Raw genomic sequence first — 19,124 nt, 5'->3', positions numbered from 1 at the left:
GGCGGGGCGGATGATCCGAACAGGTGTTCGGGACAACGCTAACCGCCCTCCCCCGAAAGCACGGGAGGCACGCCGGTCCCGGCGTGCCTCCCGTGCTGCGGCTGGCGCCGGCTGATGTGGGCTCAGTCCTCGTCGTCGTCGAGCTGGGCGAGGACGTCGTCGGGGATGTCGCCGTTGGCGAAGACGTTCTGCACGTCGTCGCTGTCCTCGAGGGCCTCGATGACCCGGATCATCTTCTTCGCCCCGTCGAGGTCGAGCGGGACCTGCAGGTTCGGCACGAACGACGCCTCGGCCGACTCGTAGTCGATGCCGGCGTCCTGGATCGCCTTGCGGACCGCGACGAAGTCGGTGGCCTCGGAGATGATCTCCCACGTGTCGCCGTTGTCGTTGACCTCCTCGGCGCCCGCCTCGAGCACGACCTCGAGGATGTCGTCCTCCGAGCCGGCGTCCTTGAGGACGGTCACGACGCCCTTGCGGTTGAAGACGTAGGACACCGAGCCCGGGTCGGCGAGCTGGCCGCCGTTGCGGGTCAGCGCCGTGCGCACCTCGGCGGCGGCGCGGTTGCGGTTGTCGGTGAGGCACTCGATGAGGACGGCGACACCGTTGGGGGCGTAGCCCTCGTACATGATCGTCTGCCAGTCGGCCGCGCCGGCCTCGGCACCCGACGCGCGCTTGACGGCGCGGTCGATGTTGTCGTTGGGCACCGAGGTCTTCTTCGCCTTCTGGATGGCGTCGTAGAGCGTCGGGTTGCCGGCGGGGTCAGCCCCGCCCTGACGGGCCGCGACCTCGATGTTCTTGATGAGCTTGGCGAAGAGCTTGCCGCGCTTGGCGTCCTTGGCCGCCTTCTGGTGCTTCGTGGTGGCCCATTTGGAGTGGCCGCTCATGCAGTGTCCTCGCGTTCCGGTGACTGGCGTGCACCCGACTGCTGGAGTCGGTGCTCTCTGACGATCGAGACGAACTCGGCGTGGATCCGGCGGTCTGCGCCCACCTCCGGGTGGAAGGAGGTGGCCATCAGGTTGCCCTGCCGGACCGCGACGATCTTACCGGCGGCCGCGCCCTCGCTCACGCGGGCGAGCACGTCGACGGCTGGTCCCGCCTCCTCCACCCAGGGGGCGCGGATGAAGACGGCATGGACGGTGCCGGTGTCGGACGGGTCGCTCCAGGCGTAGTCGAGGTCCTGCTCGAACGAGTCGACCTGGCGGCCGAACGCGTTGCGGCGCACGGTGATGTCGAGGCCACCGAGGGTCTGCTGGTCGGGCCGGGCATCGGCGATGCGGTCGGCGAGCATGATCATGCCGGCACACGAGCCGTAGACAGGCATCCCCTCGGCGATCCGGCGCAGCAGGGGCTCCCGCAGGTCGAAGGCCCGGACGAGCTTGTCCATCACGGTCGACTCGCCCCCGGGGATCACGAGACCGTCGATCCCCTCGACCTCGGCCGGACGCCGGACCAGCACGGCCTCGGCGCCGAGCGCGGTGAGTGCCGCCAGGTGCTCGCGGACGTCGCCCTGGACGGCGAGGACGCCGATGCGCGGCGCCGTGGCCGGGCCGGTCGTCGCTCTGGGGGTCGTGCTGGTGATGCTCACCGGGTCAGCGTAGAGCGCGTGTCCCGCCGGCCGTGCCACGGGTCGGCGTGCGGGAATCGTCTCGGATCCGAGACCTGGGCGGGAGCCGCCCTGACATCGGCTCCGCGCCACCGGATACGTTGCGGCCATGACGACGGTGACCGCTCCTGAGGACCTGACCGCCCGTGCGACGACGGCCGACGCGAACTCGCCGCTGCGCGGCACGCGAGACCTCTTCACGCTTCCTGACGACGTGATCTACCTCGACGGCAACTCCCTCGGGGCGCTGCCGAGCGCCGTGCCCGCCGTGGTCGACGACGTCATGCGCCGGCAGTGGGGAGAGCGCCTCATCCGCTCGTGGAACGAGGCCGACTGGTGGGGCGCCCAGACCCGGGTCGGCGACCGCGTCGGTCGTCTGGTCGGAGCGGCGCCGGGTCAGGTCGTCGTGACGGACTCGACCTCGGTCAACCTCTTCAAGGCCGTCATCGGGGCCGGGCGGCTGCGGCCCGGCCGCCGCGTCGTGCTGACCGACCCGGACTCGTTCCCGACCGACCTCTACGTGACCGAGTCGGCCGCCGCGCTGGCCGGCCTCGAGGTGCGGCGCGTGCGCCCTGGCGAGGCGGTGGACGCCATCGCCGAGGTCGGTGACGCCCTCGCGCTCGCCTCCTACTCGAGCGTCGACTACCGGACCGGCGAGCTCTGGGACCTGCGCGCGATCACGGAGGCAGCTCACGCGGTCGGCGCGCTCGCGTGCTGGGACCTCTGCCACTCTGCGGGGGTTCTCGAGGTGGGCCTCGATGCCGGGGGCGCCGACCTCGCCGTCGGCTGCGGCTACAAGTACCTCAACGGCGGTCCGGGCGCGCCCGCCTTCCTCTACGTGGCAGCCCGGCACCAGGACGACTTCGACCAGCCGCTGACCGGCTGGCAGGGACACGCCCACCCGTTCGAGATGCGCCCCGACTACGAGCCGGCCCCCGGCATCACCCGCGCCCGCGTCGGCACCCCACCCCTGCTCTCGGTGCTCGCCCTCGAGGCTGCGCTGACGGCATACGACGGGCTCTCCCCCGCCGACGTCCGGGCCGCCTCGCTCTCGGTGACCGGGACCTTCATCGAGGCGCTCGACGCGCTCGGTGTCGAGCTGCCGCTGGCGACCCCGCGCGAGCCGGAGCGGCGCGGGTCGCAGGTGTCGCTGCGCCACCCGCAGGCGTTCGCAGTCGTCCAGGCGCTCATCGCGCGCGGCGTCATCGGTGACTTCCGCGAGCCCGACATCATCCGGCTCGGCTTCGCCCCGCTCTACGTGACGCACGTGGACGCGGTGCGCGCAGCCGTCCACGTGGCGCAGGTGCTCGAGAGCCGCGAGTTCGAGCGCGCGGAGTTCGCCGAGCGCGGCGCCGTCACCTGACGCGTCGTGCTGCCGATGATGTTGCGTCCGGTGGGGTGATCACCCCACCAGGTGCGGCATCATCGGCCACTCGATCCCGTGGTGGCCGCCGTCGGCCAGGGTGCACGAGCACGTCGACGTTGTCGCTCACCTGCTCCGCGGAGCCGACCCCTCGCGGCAGCGATCGCACGGCCGGGTCGCGGATGCTCTCGGCGACCACGGTGACGGCGGTGTCGCGCACCCCGAGGTAGGGACGGTCCCAGAACCGCTCGACCGGATCGTCGACGGTCGGGAGCCCGGCGTCGGCCTGCAGCCGGCTGAGCGCTCGCAGGGCATCGACCACGCCGGATTCGCGCTCGTGCCAGTGGTTCGCGGCGAGGGCTGCTTCCAGCGGGCCGGCCGCCACCCTCGCGCGTGGGAGTCGCGCAAAGCTCGTGCCGAGCCACTTGGCGTAGGGCGGCCACCGGCGCTCGAGCAGGTGGCCGAGGTGCATGGCGATCCCCGCGAGCCGCGCTGCCAGCACCCGTGAGCCGAGGTCGTCGCCGCGCTCGCCGGTCCGACCGATGAACGGGAGCTCCTGCGCGAGACGCGCCCAGTCCGTCGCGACGACGTGGCGCCAGACGTCGTCGGGGTACCACTCGAGCGTTCGCCGTATGCGGTCCAGCTCCCCCGCGCCGTCGGCGAACACGTCGCCCGCGGTGACCTCGAGGACGGCCTGTCCGGTCAGCGACAGCCAGTCGCCGACGGTGAGGTCGGTCGTGGGGTCCACGCCGAGCCGCGACACGGCGAGCTCGCGGGCCGTCTCCACCTGCACGCGGTGGCGCACGACCGGGTCCCACGTCGTCGCGAACCGGGTCGGGTGACCCTCGAACGACTCGGGGAGGTGCTCGCCGAGGTGCGCGTCGACCGCCGCGACGAGCCCGCCCGGGACGAGGAGGTTGAGGCGCAGGCCCCAGTCGTGGTCGCGCGACATCGCGTCGTCGAGGCCGAGGACGTCGGATCCGCTCCCGAGGCGGGCGGCGGCATACGGAAGCCTCGGCCAGCGCGCTGCGACGGCGGGACGCACGACGTGCTCGAAGTAGGACCTGGAGAGCTCGGATCCGGACGGGGCCACGGCACGATGGTGCCAGTCCCGGCCCGTCGGCCGGGTGAGCACGTATGCCGCCGCGCCCGGTGGGGCACGACGGCATACGTCAGCAGATGGCTGGGTGGCCGGAGGTCACCAACCGCGCTCGGCGAGCCGGTGCGGCTGCGGGATCTCGTCGACGTTGATGCCGACCATGGCCTCGCCGAGGCCGCGCGACACCTTGGCGATGACGTCGGGGTCGTCGTGGAAGGTCGTCGCCTTGACGATGGCCTCGGCGCGCTGGGCCGGGTTGCCGGACTTGAAGATGCCGGACCCGACGAAGACGCCCTCGGCGCCGAGCTGCATCATCATGGCGGCGTCGGCGGGGGTCGCGATGCCGCCGGCGGTGAAGAGCACGACGGGGAGCTTGCCAGCCTCGGCGACCTCCCTGACGAGCTCGTAGGGGGCCTGCAGCTCCTTGGCCGCGACGTAGAGCTCGTCGGGGCTCATCGAGCGGAGGCGGTTGATCTCGGCCCGGAGGGTGCGCATGTGCGTCGTCGCGTTGGAGACGTCACCGGTGCCGGCCTCACCCTTGGAGCGGATCATCGCCGCGCCCTCGGTGATGCGGCGCAGGGCTTCGCCCAGGTTGGTCGCGCCACAGACGAAGGGCACGGTGAACTGCCACTTGTCGATGTGGTTGGCGTAGTCGGCGGGGGTGAGCACCTCGGACTCGTCGATGTAGTCGACGCCGAGGCTCTGGAGCACCTGCGCCTCGACGAAATGGCCGATGCGGGCCTTGGCCATGACGGGGATCGAGACGGCCTCGATGATGCTGTCGATCATGTCGGGGTCGCTCATGCGCGAGACGCCGCCCTGGGCGCGGATGTCGGCCGGGACGCGCTCGAGGGCCATGACGGCGACGGCGCCGGCGTCCTCGGCGATCTTCGCCTGCTCGGCGGTGACGACGTCCATGATGACGCCGCCCTTGAGCATCTCGGCCATGCCGCGCTTGACGCGGGTCGTGCCGGTGGAGCCCGTGGTGTGCTGGTCAGCCGCGGGGGTGCTGCCCGAGGTCGGGGTGGTGCTCACGATGTCCTGCTTTCCCGTGTTCTGGAGTGGGGTTGCACAAAGGGTAGGCCCCCGCGAGGCCGGTGCACGACGCGGTCGGGTCAGACGGGCGTGAGGTGCTCCGGGGCCTCGTCGTTGAACTCGACCGTGTGCGGCATCTGCGTGTAGCCGGCGAGGTGGAAGATGCGGATGGCCCACTTGCGGCGCACCCGGCGCACGTCGGTCACCGCGTCGTTGTGGAAGCGTCTGGCCAGCTGCACGCGGGTGCAGGCCGAGCCGACCCGGGACAGCACGTCCTGGCCGAGCGGGGTCGACCGCAGGTCCGCGACGGCGACCGGGGTCAGCGCGAGGTCGAGGGCCTCCGTGAGGTCGTTCTCGGCGAGCTCCCGCTCCTCCCCGTGCTCGGCGGGCGCCTCGAGGGAGCCGGCCGCGGCGTTGGCGAGGAGGAGGGACGTGGCCCCGTCGAGCAGGCCGCTGTTGGCGAGCTCGACGGCAGCCTCGGCCCTGCGGACGAGGCGCGCGTCGAGGGCCGCGAGCGTGCCGCTGAGCCGGACGTGGAGACGGTCGAGGCGGGCCGCGGTGTAGGAGAGGTACCACCCGGCGAGCACGAGGACGAAGAGGACACCGAAGATCCAGGAGAAGACCTCGCTCATCGGGCACCCCCGCGCAGGAAGCGGTTCCAGCGCCCTTGGGGCTCCAGGTGAGCCGCCGCGCGGCCTTCGATGACCGTCTCGTAGACGGCGAGGATCTCGTCGGCGACGACCGACCAGTCGAACAGCCGCGCGCGGTGCTGACCCGCCGCCGCGAGCTCGGCGCGGCGATCGGGCCGTCGGAGCAGGTCGACGAGGGTGCGGGCGAGGTCCTCCGGATGCTCGTTGGCGAACATCGCACCCGCCGAGCCGCCGTCGAGCACGCGCGAGAACGCCGGCAGGTCGCTGGCCAGCACGCAGGCCCCGGCGCTCATGGCCTCGATGAGGATGATGCCGAAGCTCTCTCCCCCGGTGTTGGGCGCCACGTAGACGTCGACCGACGCGAGCAACGAGGCCTTGTCCTCGTCGGAGACGGAGCCGAGGAAGACGCAGGCCGCGGCGACCTCCTTCGGCCAGCCCTCGGTCACCTCGGTGGGGTCGCCGGGTCCAGCCACGAGGACGCGCAGCCCGGGGATCGCGCGGAGCACGTCAGGCAGCGCGGCCGCGAGGACGGGAAGGCCCTTGCGCGGCTCCCCCATCCGTCCGAGGAAGGCGATCGTGGGCGAGGCCGGGGTGCCGATCCAGGCCGACCGGCGTGGGGCACTCGCGAACCGGTCGACGTAGACGCCGTTCGGGATCACGACCGCGTCGCCCCCGACATGCGTCGTCACGGTGCGGCGGGCGTCCTCGCTCACCGCGATGCGCCCGGCGATCTTCTCCAGGGCCGGCCGGATGATGGGGTATGCCGTCTGCATCGTGCGCGACCGCAGCATGGAGGTGTGGAAGGTGGCGACGATGGGGCCGTCGGCCGCCATCAGCGCGAGCACGCTGATGCTGGGCGTGACGGGCTCGTGCAGGTGCAGCACGTCGAACTGGCCCGCTTCGAGCCACTTGTTCACCTTGGACGCCGTCACGGGGCCGAAGTTCAGCCGCGCGACCGATCCGTTGTAGCGCACGGCCGTGGCGCGACCCGCCGACGTGACGTAGTCGGGGAGCTCGGTCTCGCTGTCGGCCGGTGCGAGGACCGACACGTCGTGACCCTGGCCGATGAGGTGCTCGGCGAGGTCGCGGACGTGGAACTGCACCCCGCCCGGCACGTCGAACGAGTACGGGCAGACGATGCCGATCTTCACGGTCGCGCTCCGGCGGGCGCGCGACCCGGGTCACGGCCCGGGTCGTGGGCCGGGTCGAGGTCGTCGACGAACACCTTCTGCAGCATGTGCCAGCTACTCGTGTGGGTGCGGATCGTCGTGGCCAGGTGGTCGGCGCATTGCTGGATGAGGTCCTGCGCCTTGACGGTGCTCGGGCCCTCGACGCGCGGCCGCAGCTGGTCGCTGAACTCGATGACGGTGCGGTAGCCGCCGAGACCGGTGCCGGCCGGCGCCGGCTCGTAGTGGATCGAGGCGCAGAAGAGGGGCGCGCCCGTCATCAGCGCGAGCACCGCCGGGCCCTTGGCCATCCGTGCCCTGTGGCCGAGCAGGTCGACCTCGATCCCGTTCTGGGTGAGGTCGCGGTCGGCCGCGAGCGCGATGGCGCGCCCGCCCGCCCGCGTCGCTGCGAGAAGTCCCGCGAAGGGGTCGACACCACCGGTCAGCGGGATGATGTCCATGTTGATGCTGTTGCGGAACGCGACGAACTCCTGGAAGACCTCTTCGGGCTCGAGCCGCTCTGCGACGGTCGTGACCGGGGCGAGGTTGGTCGCTGCCCACGCTGCGGCGAGGTCGAAGTTGCCGAGGTGGCCCACGAACACGACGACCGCCTGTCCGGTGTCCGCGACGGCCTTGGGACCCTCGAGCCCCGTCACCCGCACGGCGCCGTCGAGGCGCTCGCGGCCGATCGACGGCAGCCGGAAGGCCTCGCAGTAGTAGCGCATGTAGGACCGCATCCCCTCCCGCACGAGGGCGTCGAGGGCGGCGTCGTCGAGCTCGGGGCGGGCGCGACGGTAGTTCGCGCGCAATCGCTGGATGCCCTTGCCCCGGCGCCGGACCGCGAGGTCGGCGACCATGTTGAAGAGCCGGTATGCCGCAGCCTCGGGCAGCGCGGCGACCGTCGACCACCCGAGCCGGAACCCGAGCACGCTGACGGTGTCGGTCACGCGGCCGACGAGTCCCGTGCGGCTCAACTGGCCACCTCGCCCGACGACAGCGCCTGATGGCGCACGGTGAGCATGCGCTGGAGCACCGTCACGAAGCTCGCCACGGCGAGCAGCCCGAGCACGATGCCCAGCAGCAGCGTGGAGTTGAACAGGTCGGCGAAGAACGCGGCCACGAGCACCGCGACCAGACGGTCGGCGCGCTCGGCGATGCCGACGTCGGCCGTGTAACCGAGCCCCTCTGCCCGTGCCTTGGCGTAGGAGACGACCGATCCGAGGATGAGGCAGGCGAGCGCCAGTCCCGCCATCCACCGGTTGTCACCCGGGCCGGCGTAGAAGAGCACGAGGCCGCCGAAGATGGCGGAGTCGCCCATCCGGTCGAGGGTCGAGTCGAGGTAGGCGCCCCACTTGCTCGAACGACCCGACTCGCGCGCCATGATGCCGTCGACCGTGTCGGAGAAGACGAAGGCGGTGATGACGAGGCACCCGACCCAGAGCTGCCCCCGCGGGAAGAACGCGAGGGCGCCGACGCACACGCCGACGGTGCCGACGACGGTCACGACGTCGGGGCTGATGCCCAACCGGAGGAAGAGATGGGCGACGGGAGCCAGGATCTTGGTCATCGTCGCGCGCAGGAGTCTGTTGAGCATGGTGGGACCAGCGTACTGACCGGGCGGCTGTGCCCGGGTCCACCGCCCCCAACGTGGCGCGTCCGTGACCCGTCGCACCCGGCCGGCGACGCGCTCAGCCCTGCGGCCAGGCCGCGACCAGTCGAGAGCGGGTGTCCTCCAGGAGCACCGGCAGCGCCTTGGTCTGGGCGACGATCGGCAGGAAGTTGGAGTCGCCGCTCCAGCGCGGCACGACGTGCTGGTGCAGGTGGGCCGCGACGCCGGCACCGGCGACAGCCCCCTGGTTCATGCCGAGGTTGAACCCGTGCGGCTCCGACGCCGCCTGCAGCACGCGGACCACCTGCTTCGTCAGAGCGGTGAACTCGGCGGTCTCCTCGTCGGTGAGGTCGATGTAGAGGGAGACGTGCCGGTAGGGGCAGACGAGCACGTGGCCCGGGTTGTACGGGAAGAGGTTCATCACGACGAAGCAGTGCTCACCGCGGTGGACGATGAGCCCCTCCTCGTCGGACCGTGTCGGCGCCGAGCAGAACGGGCAGCCGTGGCCCTCCTCGTCGGTCGGCTTGTCACCGAGGATGTAGGCCATCCGGTGCGGCGTCCACAGTCTCTCGAAGCCGTCCTCGACCTGCGCGAAGTCCGCCGCCGACTCGGTGCCACTGCCCTGCGTCGTCATGGTGACAGATCCTAGGGCGGCCCCGGCGCCACATCGGGCGTGCCCCCTGGGCGCGCCGGCTGTCAGCGTGTCGATTTCACAGGGAGCCCGACGTTGGGTTCAATGGAGGCTGGCCCTGCGGTGTGTGAGACCGCAGGGCCTTTGACGTGTCCCGCTCCGGACAGGGAACGACCCTGCGGGTGTGAGAGCCGCAGGGCCGGTACCGCTCGCCATGGCCGGAGCGGGTCGAGCGGAAGGTGAAGGCCCGGGAAGTATGAGTTCCCGGGCCTTCTCTTTCGTCATCGCCGAAGCGATTCGGAATCCGTTCCGCCGAAGCGGTTCGGTCCCTCAGTTGTATCCCCGCTTGGCCCTGCGCGCAACCACTTTCAGCAAACTGCCGGACCGGCAGACGGAGCCGTCCGGGACGGTTGACGTGGTCGGGTCGACCGCTCAGCCGAGCGACACCGCATACACCTCGAACCGGTCGTCGCCGGGCAGCGTGACCGACTGGAGCTGCTTCGACGGGTCCGCCGCCACGGTCGTGCCGAAGAGCTGGACCGGCGGCCCGTCGACGCCGGCACCACCCCTGATGCGGTGGTCCATGGCGATGGCGACGTGGTTGCCGTTGTGTCCGCTGCCGGCCGCCCAGTCGGTGAGCGAGATCGGCACGGACTGGACGCTGCCGTCCGTGTAGGTCAGGCGCAGCGCCGTCGACACGTCGCCGTTGTGCGTCGATCCGATGACGTGGATGGCGCTTCGGCTGGCGGCGGGCACGAGGATCGTCTGACCGCGCCCCTCGACGAAGTTCGGCGTCGTGCCCGACGTGACCGGCGCGGCATACGTGACGCCGTTCCAGTCCCATGTCCCCGCGGCCGGGAGCAGCGCGGCGTCGTAGCTCCACCCGCTGTTGTCGAAGTTGCCCTCGCTCGGGGCGGCGACCGTCGCCGTCCCGTCGTGGTTGCGGACCGGTGCGAGGTCCACGGCGCAGCCCGTCGCCCCGGCGACGCAGGCCAGGGCCTCCTGGAGCTGCACGGTGACGGTCCTGACCACTGGCTCGACGCCGGGCGCCGAGGCGGTCACCCTTACCTCGTGGGAGCCGGCACCGAGTCCCGCCGGCAGCCTGAGGGTCACCGGCACCGAGGCGCTCGCCGGGATGCCGTCGCTGTGCAGGACCGTCGATCCCTCGCCGCTCGCACCCACCGACGCGGACCAGCCCTGCGGCGTCGTGACGGCGACGGTGACCGGCAGGCTCTTTGGGGCCTGGCCGACGAGGTCGACGGACAGGCGCGCCTCGCGGGCACCGGTCGGCACGACGACAGGGTTGGGGCGCGCCGTCATCGACAGGGACAGCCGTGGGTCGCGGCCCGCCTGGACCGCCGAGGGCGGCACGTCCGCGGGCGTCGTGCCCCACCGGCTCGGTGTCGTGCCGACGGTGTGGGCCACGGTGCCACCGCCCCGCAGCGCGTCCCAGCCGACCCAGCTCTTCGTGGTCTTGCGTCCGTCCACCGTCAACGTCTGCACGTAGCGGCGGTCGTCGGAGACGCCCGGCGCCGTGATCGTCAGGCGACCGCCCTGGCCGGTGCGCACCGACGTCGGTGTTGCCACGTCGATGTCGACGCGCTCGAACTGGGGTGAGCTGACGACGAAGTAGTTCGCCCCGCTCATCGTCGGGTAGAGCCCCCAGGAGGAGAAGACGTACCAGGCGGACATCGTGCCGAGGTCGTCGTTGCCGGTCATGCCGTCGGCGCCGTCGGTGAAGAGAGTGAAGGCGGCGCGGGCCACGGTCGCGATCTTCGCCGGCTGCTGCACCCAGGCGTACACGTAGGGAGCGAGCAGGTCGGGCTCGTTGTTCGGGTTGTAGGTCGGCTTGCTGTAGTAGGCGTACGTCGCTTCGATCCAGTCGGTCCGGGCGGTGCCGGCCGGGTCGGCGAGCAGCTTGTCGTAGGCGAAGAAGTCGTCGAGGCGCTTCTCGGTCGCGGCGCGGCCACCCATCAGCCTGACGAGGCCGGACGGGTCCTGCGGGGCGAGCCACTGGTACTGGTAGGAGCCGCCCTCGTGGAAGGCGTGCGCGGCCTCGACAGGGTCGTACGGGTCGAGCCACGTGCCGTCGCTCATGCGGGGGCGGAAGCTCTGGGTGCCGGCGTCCCAGAGGTTCTTGTACCAGCCGCTGCGCTCGGTGAGCATCGATGCGTCGGCCGTGTGCCCGAGCGCCTTCGCCATGATCGCGAGGGATGCGTCAGCCGCGGCGTACTCCATCGTCGCGGACGCCGGGTGGGCGCAGTCGTTGTCCCCGCCATGGGAGACGCAGTCGGTGCCGACGCGCAGACCGAACGGGATGTAGCCGAGCTTCTCGTAGTAGTGCTGGCCCGAGCGTCCGTTGTACTGGCTGTAGGCCGGGGGCTGCTCGGTCGCATTCTGCTTGAGGAGGGCGTACGCCTCCGTCTCGTGGCCGGCGAGGAAGCCCTTGCTCCAGCCCTCGACGAGGAACGGCGTCACGGGGTCGCCGGTCATGATGTTGGTCTCGCTGTTGACCAGGGCCCAGCGTGGCAGCCAGCCACCCTCGCGGCCGATGGCGAGCACCGAGAGGTAGGAGTCACGGGCCACGTCGGGGGCCAGCACCTCGAGCAGCTGGTTCTGCGGCCGGTAGGTGTCCCACAACGAGAAGTTCTGACGCGGGGTGTAGCCCTCGGCGACGTGGTTCTTCCCGTCCCACCCGTGGTAGCGCCCGTCGACGTCGGAGGCGAGGTTGGGGTGCATGAGCGAGTGGTAGAGCGCGGTGTAGTACGCCGTGCGCCGCTCGTCCGAGCCGCCGGTGATGCGCGCGTGGCCCAGCTGTGTCTCCCAGCGCTGGGTCAGCGCAGCACGTGTGGCGTCGAAGTCGAAGCCGCCGCCGGTCTCCTTGGCGAGGTTGGCGCGGGCGCCGTCGGGGCCGGTGTAGCTGAGGCCGACCTTCATCGTCACGGCGGTCGTGCCGGTCGGGAAGGTCAGGGCCGCACCGTTGCCGCCGTCCTTGGTCGACGCGTCACGTGCGCCGGCGGTCAGGGTGGAGCCGCTCCAGGTGCCGAAAGAGCTGAAGGGGCGGTCGAACTCGGCGCGGAAGTACACCGTGTGCTCGTCCTTGCCGGCACAGAAGTTGCCGTCGTGGATGCGGCCCTCGACGACGCGGTCACCGACGACGTGCACCTCGGAGTCGAAGACGCGCATGTTGGCCTTGCCGGTGTTGAGCAGGACGTTGGCGGCCTTGTCGGCCGGGAAGCTGAACCGCTGCCACCCCGTGCGGTCCGTCGCCGTCAGCTCGGCCTGGACGCCGTAGGTCGGCAGGCCCACGCGGTAGTAGCCGGGGCTCGCCTCCTCGTCGGTGTGCGAGTAGGCGGAGGCGTACCGCGAGGCGTCGACGGTCGTGATCGCCCCGGACGTCGGCATGACGGGAAGCTCGCCGACGACGGGACAGCCGACACCGGACAGGTGGGTCTGGCTGAAGCCGTAGATCGACTTCTGCGAGTAGTCGTAGCCACCCTCTCCCCCGGTGTCCGGGCTGACCTGGACCATCCCGAACGGCGCGCTGGCACCCGGGAACGTGTTCCCGTTGTCCTGCGTGCCGATGAACGGGTTGACGGACCGGGCGAGGGACTCCGCTGCCGCGGCCGTCGGAGGGGCTCCCGGTGGCAGCACCGGGCCCAGAGCGGTGGCGGCGAGGACGACGGTGCCGAGCGAGCGGAGCACGGTGCGCATGTGGCGTTCCTTCAGGGGCGACGACGGTGTCCTGCCCGAGACTCCTGATGTCCGCCACCTTCGGCAACCGGGGGCCGGTGCTTGTCCGATGGACACGCGACATCGGACAAAAAGGACGTATGCCGTAGCCCCTGCCCGCGATCAGGGTGGACTCTGACGCTCTTCGGGGCTGGGGTGCAGGGTGCGTCCAGTCGCCGGTGACACCGTGGACGGTGGCGCTTGCAGGTTCTTCCCATTTCGGCAGGCGCCGTGACCCAGTGACACCCCCCGGCCACTGGAGCTCTTGGCGTGGCCCGCCCACCCCCSGKGGGCGGGCCACGCCGAACCTCCTCGCCGTCACCACGCGGCATACGCCGTCGGTGGTCCTGCGGTCTCAGACCTGGGTGCGGCTCTCGATGGCGGCGCGGATCTCGGCGATCGCGTCGTCGACCGGGACGCCGTTCTTCTGGGAACCGTCGCGGTAGCGGAAGGACACGGCGCCCGCGGCACGGTCGTCCTCCCCGGCGATGAGCGTGAACGGCACCTTCGACTTGCTCGCATTGCGGATCTTCTTGGGGAAGCGGTCGTCGCTGTCGTCGAGCTCGACGCGAACTCCCTTGGCGCGCAAGCGGTTCAGCACGTCATTGAGGTAGTCGGCGTAGTCCTCCGCGACGGGCACACCGAGCACCTGCACCGGGCTGAGCCACACCGGGAACGCACCCGCGTAGTGCTCGGTGAGCACGCCGATGAAGCGCTCGATGGAGCCGAACTTCGCCGAGTGGATCATGACCGGCTGCTCACGCGAGCCGTCGGCGGCCTGGTACTCGAGGCCGAAGCGCTCGGGCTGGTTGAAGTCGTACTGGATCGTCGACATCTGCCAGGTGCGCCCGATGGCGTCGCGGGCCTGGACCGAGATCTTCGGGCCGTAGTAGGCGGCGCCACCCGGGTCGGGCACGAGCTCGAGGCCGGAGGCCGTCGCGACGTCCTCGAGGACCTTCGTCGCGGCCACCCACTGCTCGTCGCTGCCGATGAACTTGTCCTTGGCGTCGTCGCGCGTCGACAGCTCGAGGTAGTAGTCGTCGAGCCCGAAGTCCTTGAGCAGGCCCAGCACGAAGTCGAGCAGGTGCTTGACCTCGCCGGCGGCCTCCTCCTTGGTGACGTAGGAGTGCGAGTCGTCCTGGGTGATCATCCGCACGCGGGTCAGGCCCTGGAGCACGCCCGACTTCTCGTCGCGGTAGACCGTGCCGAACTCGAACAGACGCAGGGGCAGCTCGCGGTAGGAGCGCTGCCGCGACTTGTAGATGAGGTTGTGCATCGGGCAGCTCATCGCCTTGAGGCGGTAGTTCTGGCCGTCGACGTCCATGGGCGGGAACATGCCCTGCGAGTAGTACGGCAGGTGCCCGGAGGTGTAGAAGAGCTCCTCCTTGGAGATGTGCGGGGTGCCGACGTACTGGAAGCCCTCCTCGATGTGCCGGGCGCGCACGTAGTCCTCCATCTCGCGCTTGATCACACCGCCCTTCGGGTGGAAGACGGGCAGGCCCGGACCCAGCTCGGTGGGGAACGAGAAGAGGTCGAGCTCGGCGCCGAGACGACGGTGGTCGCGGCGCTCGGCCTCGGCGAGCCGGTCGAGGTAGGCCTTGAGGTCGTCCTTCGTGGGCCACGCGGTGCCGTAGATGCGCTGGAGCTGCGGGTTCTTCTCCGAGCCGCGCCAGTAGGCGGCGGCCACCCGCATGAGCTTGAAGGCGTTGCCGATGAGCTTGGTGCTCGGGATGTGCGGGCCCCGGCAGAGGTCGCCCCAGGCGCGGGTGCCGTCGCGGCGGACGTTGTCGTAGATCGTCAGCTCGCCGGCGCCGACCTCGACTCCCGCGCCCTCTGCGGCCTCCTCGGCGTTGCCGCCCTTGAGACCGACCAGCTCGCACTTGTACGGCTCGTCCTTGAGCTCCTCGAGGGCGTCGGCGTCGGTGACGACGCGACGAACGAAGGTCTGGCCCTCGTTGATGATCTTCTGCATGGCCTTCTCGAGGGCCTTGAGGTCATCGGGGTGGAAGGGGGTCTCGACGTCGAAGTCGTAGTAGAAGCCGTCGCGGACGGGCGGCCCGATGCCGAGCTTCGCGTCGGCGTGGAGCTGCTGGACGGCCTGCGCGAGCACGTGGGCGGTCGAGTGCCGCAGCACGGCGAGGCCGTCCTCGCTGTCGACGGTCACGGGCTCCACGTCGTCGCCCTCGGCGACGACGTGGAAGAGGTCGCGGAGCTGACCGTTGACGCGCGCGACGACGACGGAGCGGTCACCCTCGAAGAGCTCACCCGCCGTCGTCTGCTCCGAGACCGATCGCTCGCTTCCGGCGACGGTGACGGTGATCTGTGCAGACACGGTTGGTGCTCCTCGCTCGACAGGACCCGCCGGCGGCCGGCAGGTCGGGTGGCGCCGCACGGTGCGGCTCGGCAAGGGTATCGAGACACCGAAGGGCCGGGCGACGCGGTTTGGGATGACCGGCCGCCCGGGGCGCCGCGACCTGTCGCGCCGAACCGGCCCCGCCGAGTCCAGCAGCCCCAAACTCACCGTCGAGAGGCCACGTATGGCCGCTCCAGTGACGTCGAGAGGCCACGAATGGCCGCTCCACTGACGTCGAGTGGCCACGTCCGGCCAACTCCCGGTGGCCACTCGACGGCGTCGAGGCGGCCACACGTGGCCTCTCGACGGTTCCGAGGCGGCCACACGTGGCCTCTCGACGGTTGAGGTGAGGGAGGGGTGGGCCGGGTTGGGGGCTACCAGGTGTTCTCGACGACCGCGTGCTCGATCTCGCCCTTCGCGTTCTCGAGGACCGAGAGCGTGCGCGACGACTCGAAGGCGGTGCGCAGGCGGACGGTCGACGGCAGCCGGACGGGCTTGCGGAACCACACGCGGCTCGTCAGCCCCGACTCAGGAAGTCTCGGACCCAGCGATGCGAGCACCCTTGCGTAGGAGTACATGCCGTGCGCGATGGCGCTCGGGAAGCCGAGCGGTCTCGCCGTGAGGGCGTGCACGTGGATGGGGTTCCAGTCACCCGACACGGCGGCATACGCCCGGCCGGTGCCCTCGCCGAGGCGCCACAGCGGACCCGCTGTCACCGCCGACAGGGCCTCCGTCGACGGCGGGTCAGACGGCTCGGCGTCGACGTGCTCCGTGCCCCGTGAGAGGTAGGTGCTCACCCCACGCCACACCACCTCGGCGCGCACGCTCACCTCGGACACGAGGTCGACCTGCCGCCCGCGGCGGTGCGGCCGCAGGTCCTGCGCCCACACGGACACGTCGAGCGGCTCGCCGACGTCGACGGGGCGGACGACCTCGATCCGGTTCTCGACGTGGACGGCGCCGAGCAGCGGGAGCGGGAAACGGTCGCCGCTCATGACCGCCATCTGGAGCGGGAACGCGACGAGGTGCGGGTAGGTCGGCGGAAGGGTGCCGGCGACGGGGAAGCGGCACACGTGCGAGTAGCCGACGAGGTCGTCGACGGCCACGCGTATGCCGGCCCGCGAGTAGCGCACGTCGGGCAGGGTGCCGCTGGCGTTGCCCCGGCGGAGGGCCGCGGTGGCGTAGATACGACGCAGGTCCGGGGCCCCCACGAGGGTGATCTCCTTGGTCATCGCGACCTCACGCCCCGAGCAGGCTCTGGCCGCAGACACGGACGACCTGGCCCGTGACGGCAGCAGCCCCGGGCTGGGCGAACCAGGCGATGGTCTCGGCGACGTCCTTCGGGTGACCACCCTGCTGCAGCGAGTTCATCCGACGGCCGATCTCCCTCGTGGCGAACGGGATCCGCGCTGTCATCTCGGTCTCGATGAAACCGGGGGCGACGGCGTTGACCGTGATGCCCCGGTCCGCGACCTGGCGCGAGAGCGCCGAGACCAGACCGATGACACCGGCCTTGCTCGCGCCGTAGTTGGTCTGGCCACGGTTCCCGGCGATCCCGGCGATCGACGCGACGCAGACGATGCGGCCACCGTCGGAGAGGCCGCCGTCACCGAGGATCGCCTCGTTCATCCGCAGGATCGAACGGAGGTTGACCTCCATGACGCTGCGCCAGCGGTCGTCGTCCATGTTGACGAAGAGCTTGTCGCGGGTGATGCCGGCGTTGTGCACGACGATGTCGAGGCCGCCGTGACGCGCCGTGGCGTGCTCGACGATCCGCCGACCTGCGTCCTCGGCCGTGACATCGAGCTGGAGGGCAGTGCCCATCACCTCATTGGCCACCGCGGCCAGGGCGTCCCCGGCTGCGGGCACGTCGACGGCGACGACGGTCGCGCCGTCGCGGGACAGCACGCGGGCGATCTCGGCTCCGATCCCGCGGGCGGCACCGGTGACGACGGCCACCTTGCCGGCGAGGGGACGGAGCGCGTCGACGTCACCACTCGTCGACTCGTCGACCCGGACCACCTGACCGTCGACGTAGGCCGACCGGCCGGAGAGGAAGAACTCGACCGCCGAACGGACTCCGTCGTGTGCGTCTCCTTGTGCGAGAACGAGGTTCGCCGTGGCGCCCCCACGCAGCTCCTTGCCGAGGGACCGCACCGCGCCCTCGAGTGCGCGCTGGGTCGTCACCTCGGTGACGCGGGTCAGGGTCGTCGGGTCGGTGCCGATGACGACGACGCGGCCGTTGCGCCTCAGCGCCTTGACGGCCGGCGCACCCAGCAGGCGCAGCTGGTCGAGCTCGGCCGGGTCGACGGCCGAGCTGAGGTCGAGCACGACGGCACCGACCTTGTCCTCGGCGTCGGTCGCGGTCGCGGTCGCCACAGTCGTGACTCCGGCGCCGGCGAGCCAGGACGCGACGCCGTCGGCGAACCGACCACCACCGGCGACGAGGACCGGCCCCTCGCACAGCGGCAGGCCGGGCTCGTAGCGGCGCAGCCGGGTCGGTTGGGGCACCCCCACCCGCTTGGCCACCGGCGAGCCGACGATGGTCGTGAAGAGGTCGCTCATGCTCACGCCTCCAGGATCGCGACGACGCCCTGCCCACCGGCAGCGCAGATGGAGATGAGGCCGCGGCCTCCGCCGGCCTCCTTGAGCTGCTTGGCGAGCGAGGCGACGATGCGCCCGCCCGTTGCCGCGAAGGGGTGGCCGGCGGCGAGCGAGGAGCCGTTGACGTTGAGCTTGGCCCGGTCGATGGAGCCCAGGGGTGCGTCGAGACCGAGGCGAGCCTTGCAGAAGTCGGGGTCCTCCCAGGCCTTGAGGGTCGTGAGCACGGTCGCGGCGAAGGCCTCGTGGATCTCGTAGAAGTCGAAGTCCTGGAGGCTCAAGCCGTTTCGGGCGAGAAGGCGGGGGACGGCATACGCGGGCGCCATGAGCAGACCCTCGTCACCGTGGACGTAGTCGACGGCCGCGGTCTCGGCGTCGACGAACCACGCGAGCGGGGTCAGTCGGTGCTCCGCCGCCCACTCCTCGCTCGCGAGGAGGACGGCCGACGCGCCGTCGGTCAGGGGTGTCGAGTTGCCGGCCGTCATCGTCGCGCCCTCGCCCTTGCCGAAGACCGGCTTGAGGGTCGACAGCTTCTCGACGGTCGAGTCGGCGCGCAGGTTCGTGTCGCGTGAGACGCCGAGGTAGGGCGTGACGAGGTCGTCGAAGAAGCCGCGCTCGTAGGCGGCCGCGAGGTGCTGGTGGCTGGCGGCAGCGAGCTCGTCCTGGTCCGCGCGGGTGATGCCCCACTGGGCCGCGGTGAGGGCCATGTGCTCGCCCATCGAGAGTCCGGTGCGTGGCTCGACGTTCTCCGGGATGGCGGGCAGGAGGTGCCCGGGACGGAGTCCGGCGAGCGCCTTGGCGCGCTCCCCCGCGGAGCGGGCTCGGTTCGCGGCCAGCAGCGTCCGGCGCAGGCCCTCGCTCACGGCGATGGGGGCGTCGCTCGCGCTGTCCACCCCGCCGGCGATGCCGGCGTCGACCTGGCCGAGGGCGATCTTGTTGGCGACGAGGATGGCGGCCTCGAGCCCGGTGCCGCACGCCTGCTGGATGTCGTAGGCCGGGGTCGTCGGGTCGAGCCGCGTGCCGAGCACGGTTTCCCGGGTGAGGTTGAAGTCACGGCTGTGCTTGAGCACCGCACCGGCCACGACCTCCCCGAGGCGCTCCCCCGCGAGTCCGTGGCGCGCCACGAGCCCGTCGACGGTGGCCGTGAGCATGTCCTGGTTGGACGCCTTCGCATAGGGGCCGTTGGACCGGGCGAAGGGGATGCGGTTGCCCCCGAGGACCGCGACTCGGCGAGGTGCGCGCGGGGTGGACTGGGAAGCCATGGGTGTCTCCTGCTGTCGAC

General features: G+C 71.2%; 15 protein-coding genes. 1 reads left to right on the top strand and 14 read right to left on the bottom strand.

Annotated features, from left to right (window positions below; all coding sequences use genetic code 11):
- Positions 1-122: 122 nt before the first annotated feature.
- Both AC1DIW_RS11165 and pdxT read right to left on the bottom strand, forming a co-directional pair.
- Positions 123-884, bottom strand: a complete 762-nt coding sequence (locus tag AC1DIW_RS11165; protein WP_435985936.1) for a YebC/PmpR family DNA-binding transcriptional regulator — start codon at positions 882-884, stop codon at positions 123-125.
- A complete protein-coding gene (pdxT, locus tag AC1DIW_RS11160; RefSeq protein ID WP_478108179.1) occupies positions 881-1,585 on the bottom strand; it encodes a pyridoxal 5'-phosphate synthase glutaminase subunit PdxT in 705 nt (234 codons plus the stop codon). The genes AC1DIW_RS11165 and pdxT overlap by 4 nt, the downstream gene beginning before the upstream one ends.
- A 127-nt stretch (positions 1,586-1,712) precedes the next feature.
- Here pdxT and kynU point away from each other — a divergent pair, with 127 nt between their 5' ends.
- Positions 1,713-2,966, top strand: coding sequence for a kynureninase (kynU, locus tag AC1DIW_RS11155; RefSeq protein ID WP_478108177.1), 1,254 nt, complete (start codon positions 1,713-1,715; stop codon positions 2,964-2,966).
- Here kynU and AC1DIW_RS11150 read toward each other — a convergent pair.
- The 12 genes from AC1DIW_RS11150 to AC1DIW_RS11095 all read right to left on the bottom strand — a co-directional run bounded on the left by AC1DIW_RS11150 (position 2,959) and on the right by AC1DIW_RS11095 (position 19,104).
- A complete protein-coding gene (locus tag AC1DIW_RS11150) occupies positions 2,959-4,059 on the bottom strand; it encodes a DUF4037 domain-containing protein (protein WP_478108175.1) in 1,101 nt (366 codons plus the stop codon). The genes kynU and AC1DIW_RS11150 overlap by 8 nt on opposite strands.
- Before the next feature lie 105 nt (positions 4,060-4,164).
- Positions 4,165-5,103, bottom strand: a complete 939-nt coding sequence (gene pdxS / locus AC1DIW_RS11145) for a pyridoxal 5'-phosphate synthase lyase subunit PdxS (protein WP_478108224.1) — start codon at positions 5,101-5,103, stop codon at positions 4,165-4,167.
- A gap of 77 nt (positions 5,104-5,180) precedes the next feature.
- The gene (locus AC1DIW_RS11140; RefSeq protein WP_442280758.1) at positions 5,181-5,732 is read right to left on the bottom strand and encodes a hypothetical protein; all 552 of its coding nucleotides are present in this window, start codon (positions 5,730-5,732) and stop codon (positions 5,181-5,183) included.
- Complete coding sequence (locus tag AC1DIW_RS11135) at positions 5,729-6,901, bottom strand: glycosyltransferase family 4 protein (RefSeq protein ID WP_442280757.1); 1,173 nt, start codon at positions 6,899-6,901, stop codon at positions 5,729-5,731. Before AC1DIW_RS11135 ends, AC1DIW_RS11140 begins: the two co-directional genes overlap by 4 nt.
- Positions 6,898-7,890 (bottom strand): phosphatidylinositol mannoside acyltransferase, encoded by a 993-nt coding sequence (locus AC1DIW_RS11130; protein WP_478108173.1) that lies wholly within the window; start codon positions 7,888-7,890, stop codon positions 6,898-6,900. The genes AC1DIW_RS11135 and AC1DIW_RS11130 overlap by 4 nt, the downstream gene beginning before the upstream one ends.
- Positions 7,887-8,510: a phosphatidylinositol phosphate synthase gene (pgsA, locus tag AC1DIW_RS11125; protein WP_442280755.1), complete on the bottom strand. Its 624-nt coding sequence runs from the start codon at positions 8,508-8,510 to the stop codon at positions 7,887-7,889. The genes AC1DIW_RS11130 and pgsA overlap by 4 nt, the downstream gene beginning before the upstream one ends.
- A gap of 94 nt (positions 8,511-8,604) precedes the next feature.
- Positions 8,605-9,159 (bottom strand): HIT family protein, encoded by a 555-nt coding sequence (locus tag AC1DIW_RS11120; protein WP_442280754.1) that lies wholly within the window; start codon positions 9,157-9,159, stop codon positions 8,605-8,607.
- 429 nt (positions 9,160-9,588) lie between these two features.
- On the bottom strand, positions 9,589-12,870 hold the full coding sequence (locus AC1DIW_RS11115) for a GH92 family glycosyl hydrolase (RefSeq protein ID WP_478108171.1): 3,282 nt from the start codon (positions 12,868-12,870) through the stop codon (positions 9,589-9,591).
- 373 nt (positions 12,871-13,243) lie between these two features.
- A complete protein-coding gene (thrS, locus tag AC1DIW_RS11110) occupies positions 13,244-15,220 on the bottom strand; it encodes a threonine--tRNA ligase (protein ID WP_478108169.1) in 1,977 nt (658 codons plus the stop codon).
- A gap of 395 nt (positions 15,221-15,615) precedes the next feature.
- Positions 15,616-16,473, bottom strand: coding sequence for a MaoC/PaaZ C-terminal domain-containing protein (locus AC1DIW_RS11105; RefSeq protein ID WP_478108167.1), 858 nt, complete (start codon positions 16,471-16,473; stop codon positions 15,616-15,618).
- A gap of 7 nt (positions 16,474-16,480) precedes the next feature.
- A complete protein-coding gene (locus AC1DIW_RS11100; RefSeq protein WP_478108165.1) occupies positions 16,481-17,806 on the bottom strand; it encodes a 3-oxoacyl-ACP reductase in 1,326 nt (441 codons plus the stop codon).
- A 2-nt stretch (positions 17,807-17,808) separates the two neighbouring features.
- Positions 17,809-19,104 (bottom strand): acetyl-CoA C-acetyltransferase, encoded by a 1,296-nt coding sequence (locus AC1DIW_RS11095; protein WP_478108163.1) that lies wholly within the window; start codon positions 19,102-19,104, stop codon positions 17,809-17,811.
- Positions 19,105-19,124: the final 20 nt, after the last annotated feature.

Source organism: Terrabacter sp. 01T434 (assembly GCF_056398545.1).
This window is presented reverse-complemented; position numbering and strand designations above follow the sequence as displayed.

Bases quoted from the DNA above. Each gene is read 5' to 3' on its own strand.
- AC1DIW_RS11165 (WP_435985936.1), bottom strand. From the start codon at position 884: ATGAGCGGCCACTCCAAATGGGCCACCACGAAGCACCAGAAGGCGGCC.
- kynU (WP_478108177.1), top strand. From the start codon at position 1,713: ATGACGACGGTGACCGCTCCTGAGGACCTGACCGCCCGTGCGACGACG.
- AC1DIW_RS11140 (WP_442280758.1), bottom strand. From the start codon at position 5,732: ATGAGCGAGGTCTTCTCCTGGATCTTCGGTGTCCTCTTCGTCCTCGTG.
- pgsA (WP_442280755.1), bottom strand. From the start codon at position 8,510: ATGCTCAACAGACTCCTGCGCGCGACGATGACCAAGATCCTGGCTCCC.
- AC1DIW_RS11120 (WP_442280754.1), bottom strand. From the start codon at position 9,159: ATGACGACGCAGGGCAGTGGCACCGAGTCGGCGGCGGACTTCGCGCAG.
- AC1DIW_RS11115 (WP_478108171.1), bottom strand. From the start codon at position 12,870: ATGCGCACCGTGCTCCGCTCGCTCGGCACCGTCGTCCTCGCCGCCACC.
- AC1DIW_RS11105 (WP_478108167.1), bottom strand. From the start codon at position 16,473: ATGACCAAGGAGATCACCCTCGTGGGGGCCCCGGACCTGCGTCGTATC.
- AC1DIW_RS11100 (WP_478108165.1), bottom strand. From the start codon at position 17,806: ATGAGCGACCTCTTCACGACCATCGTCGGCTCGCCGGTGGCCAAGCGG.
- AC1DIW_RS11095 (WP_478108163.1), bottom strand. From the start codon at position 19,104: ATGGCTTCCCAGTCCACCCCGCGCGCACCTCGCCGAGTCGCGGTCCTC.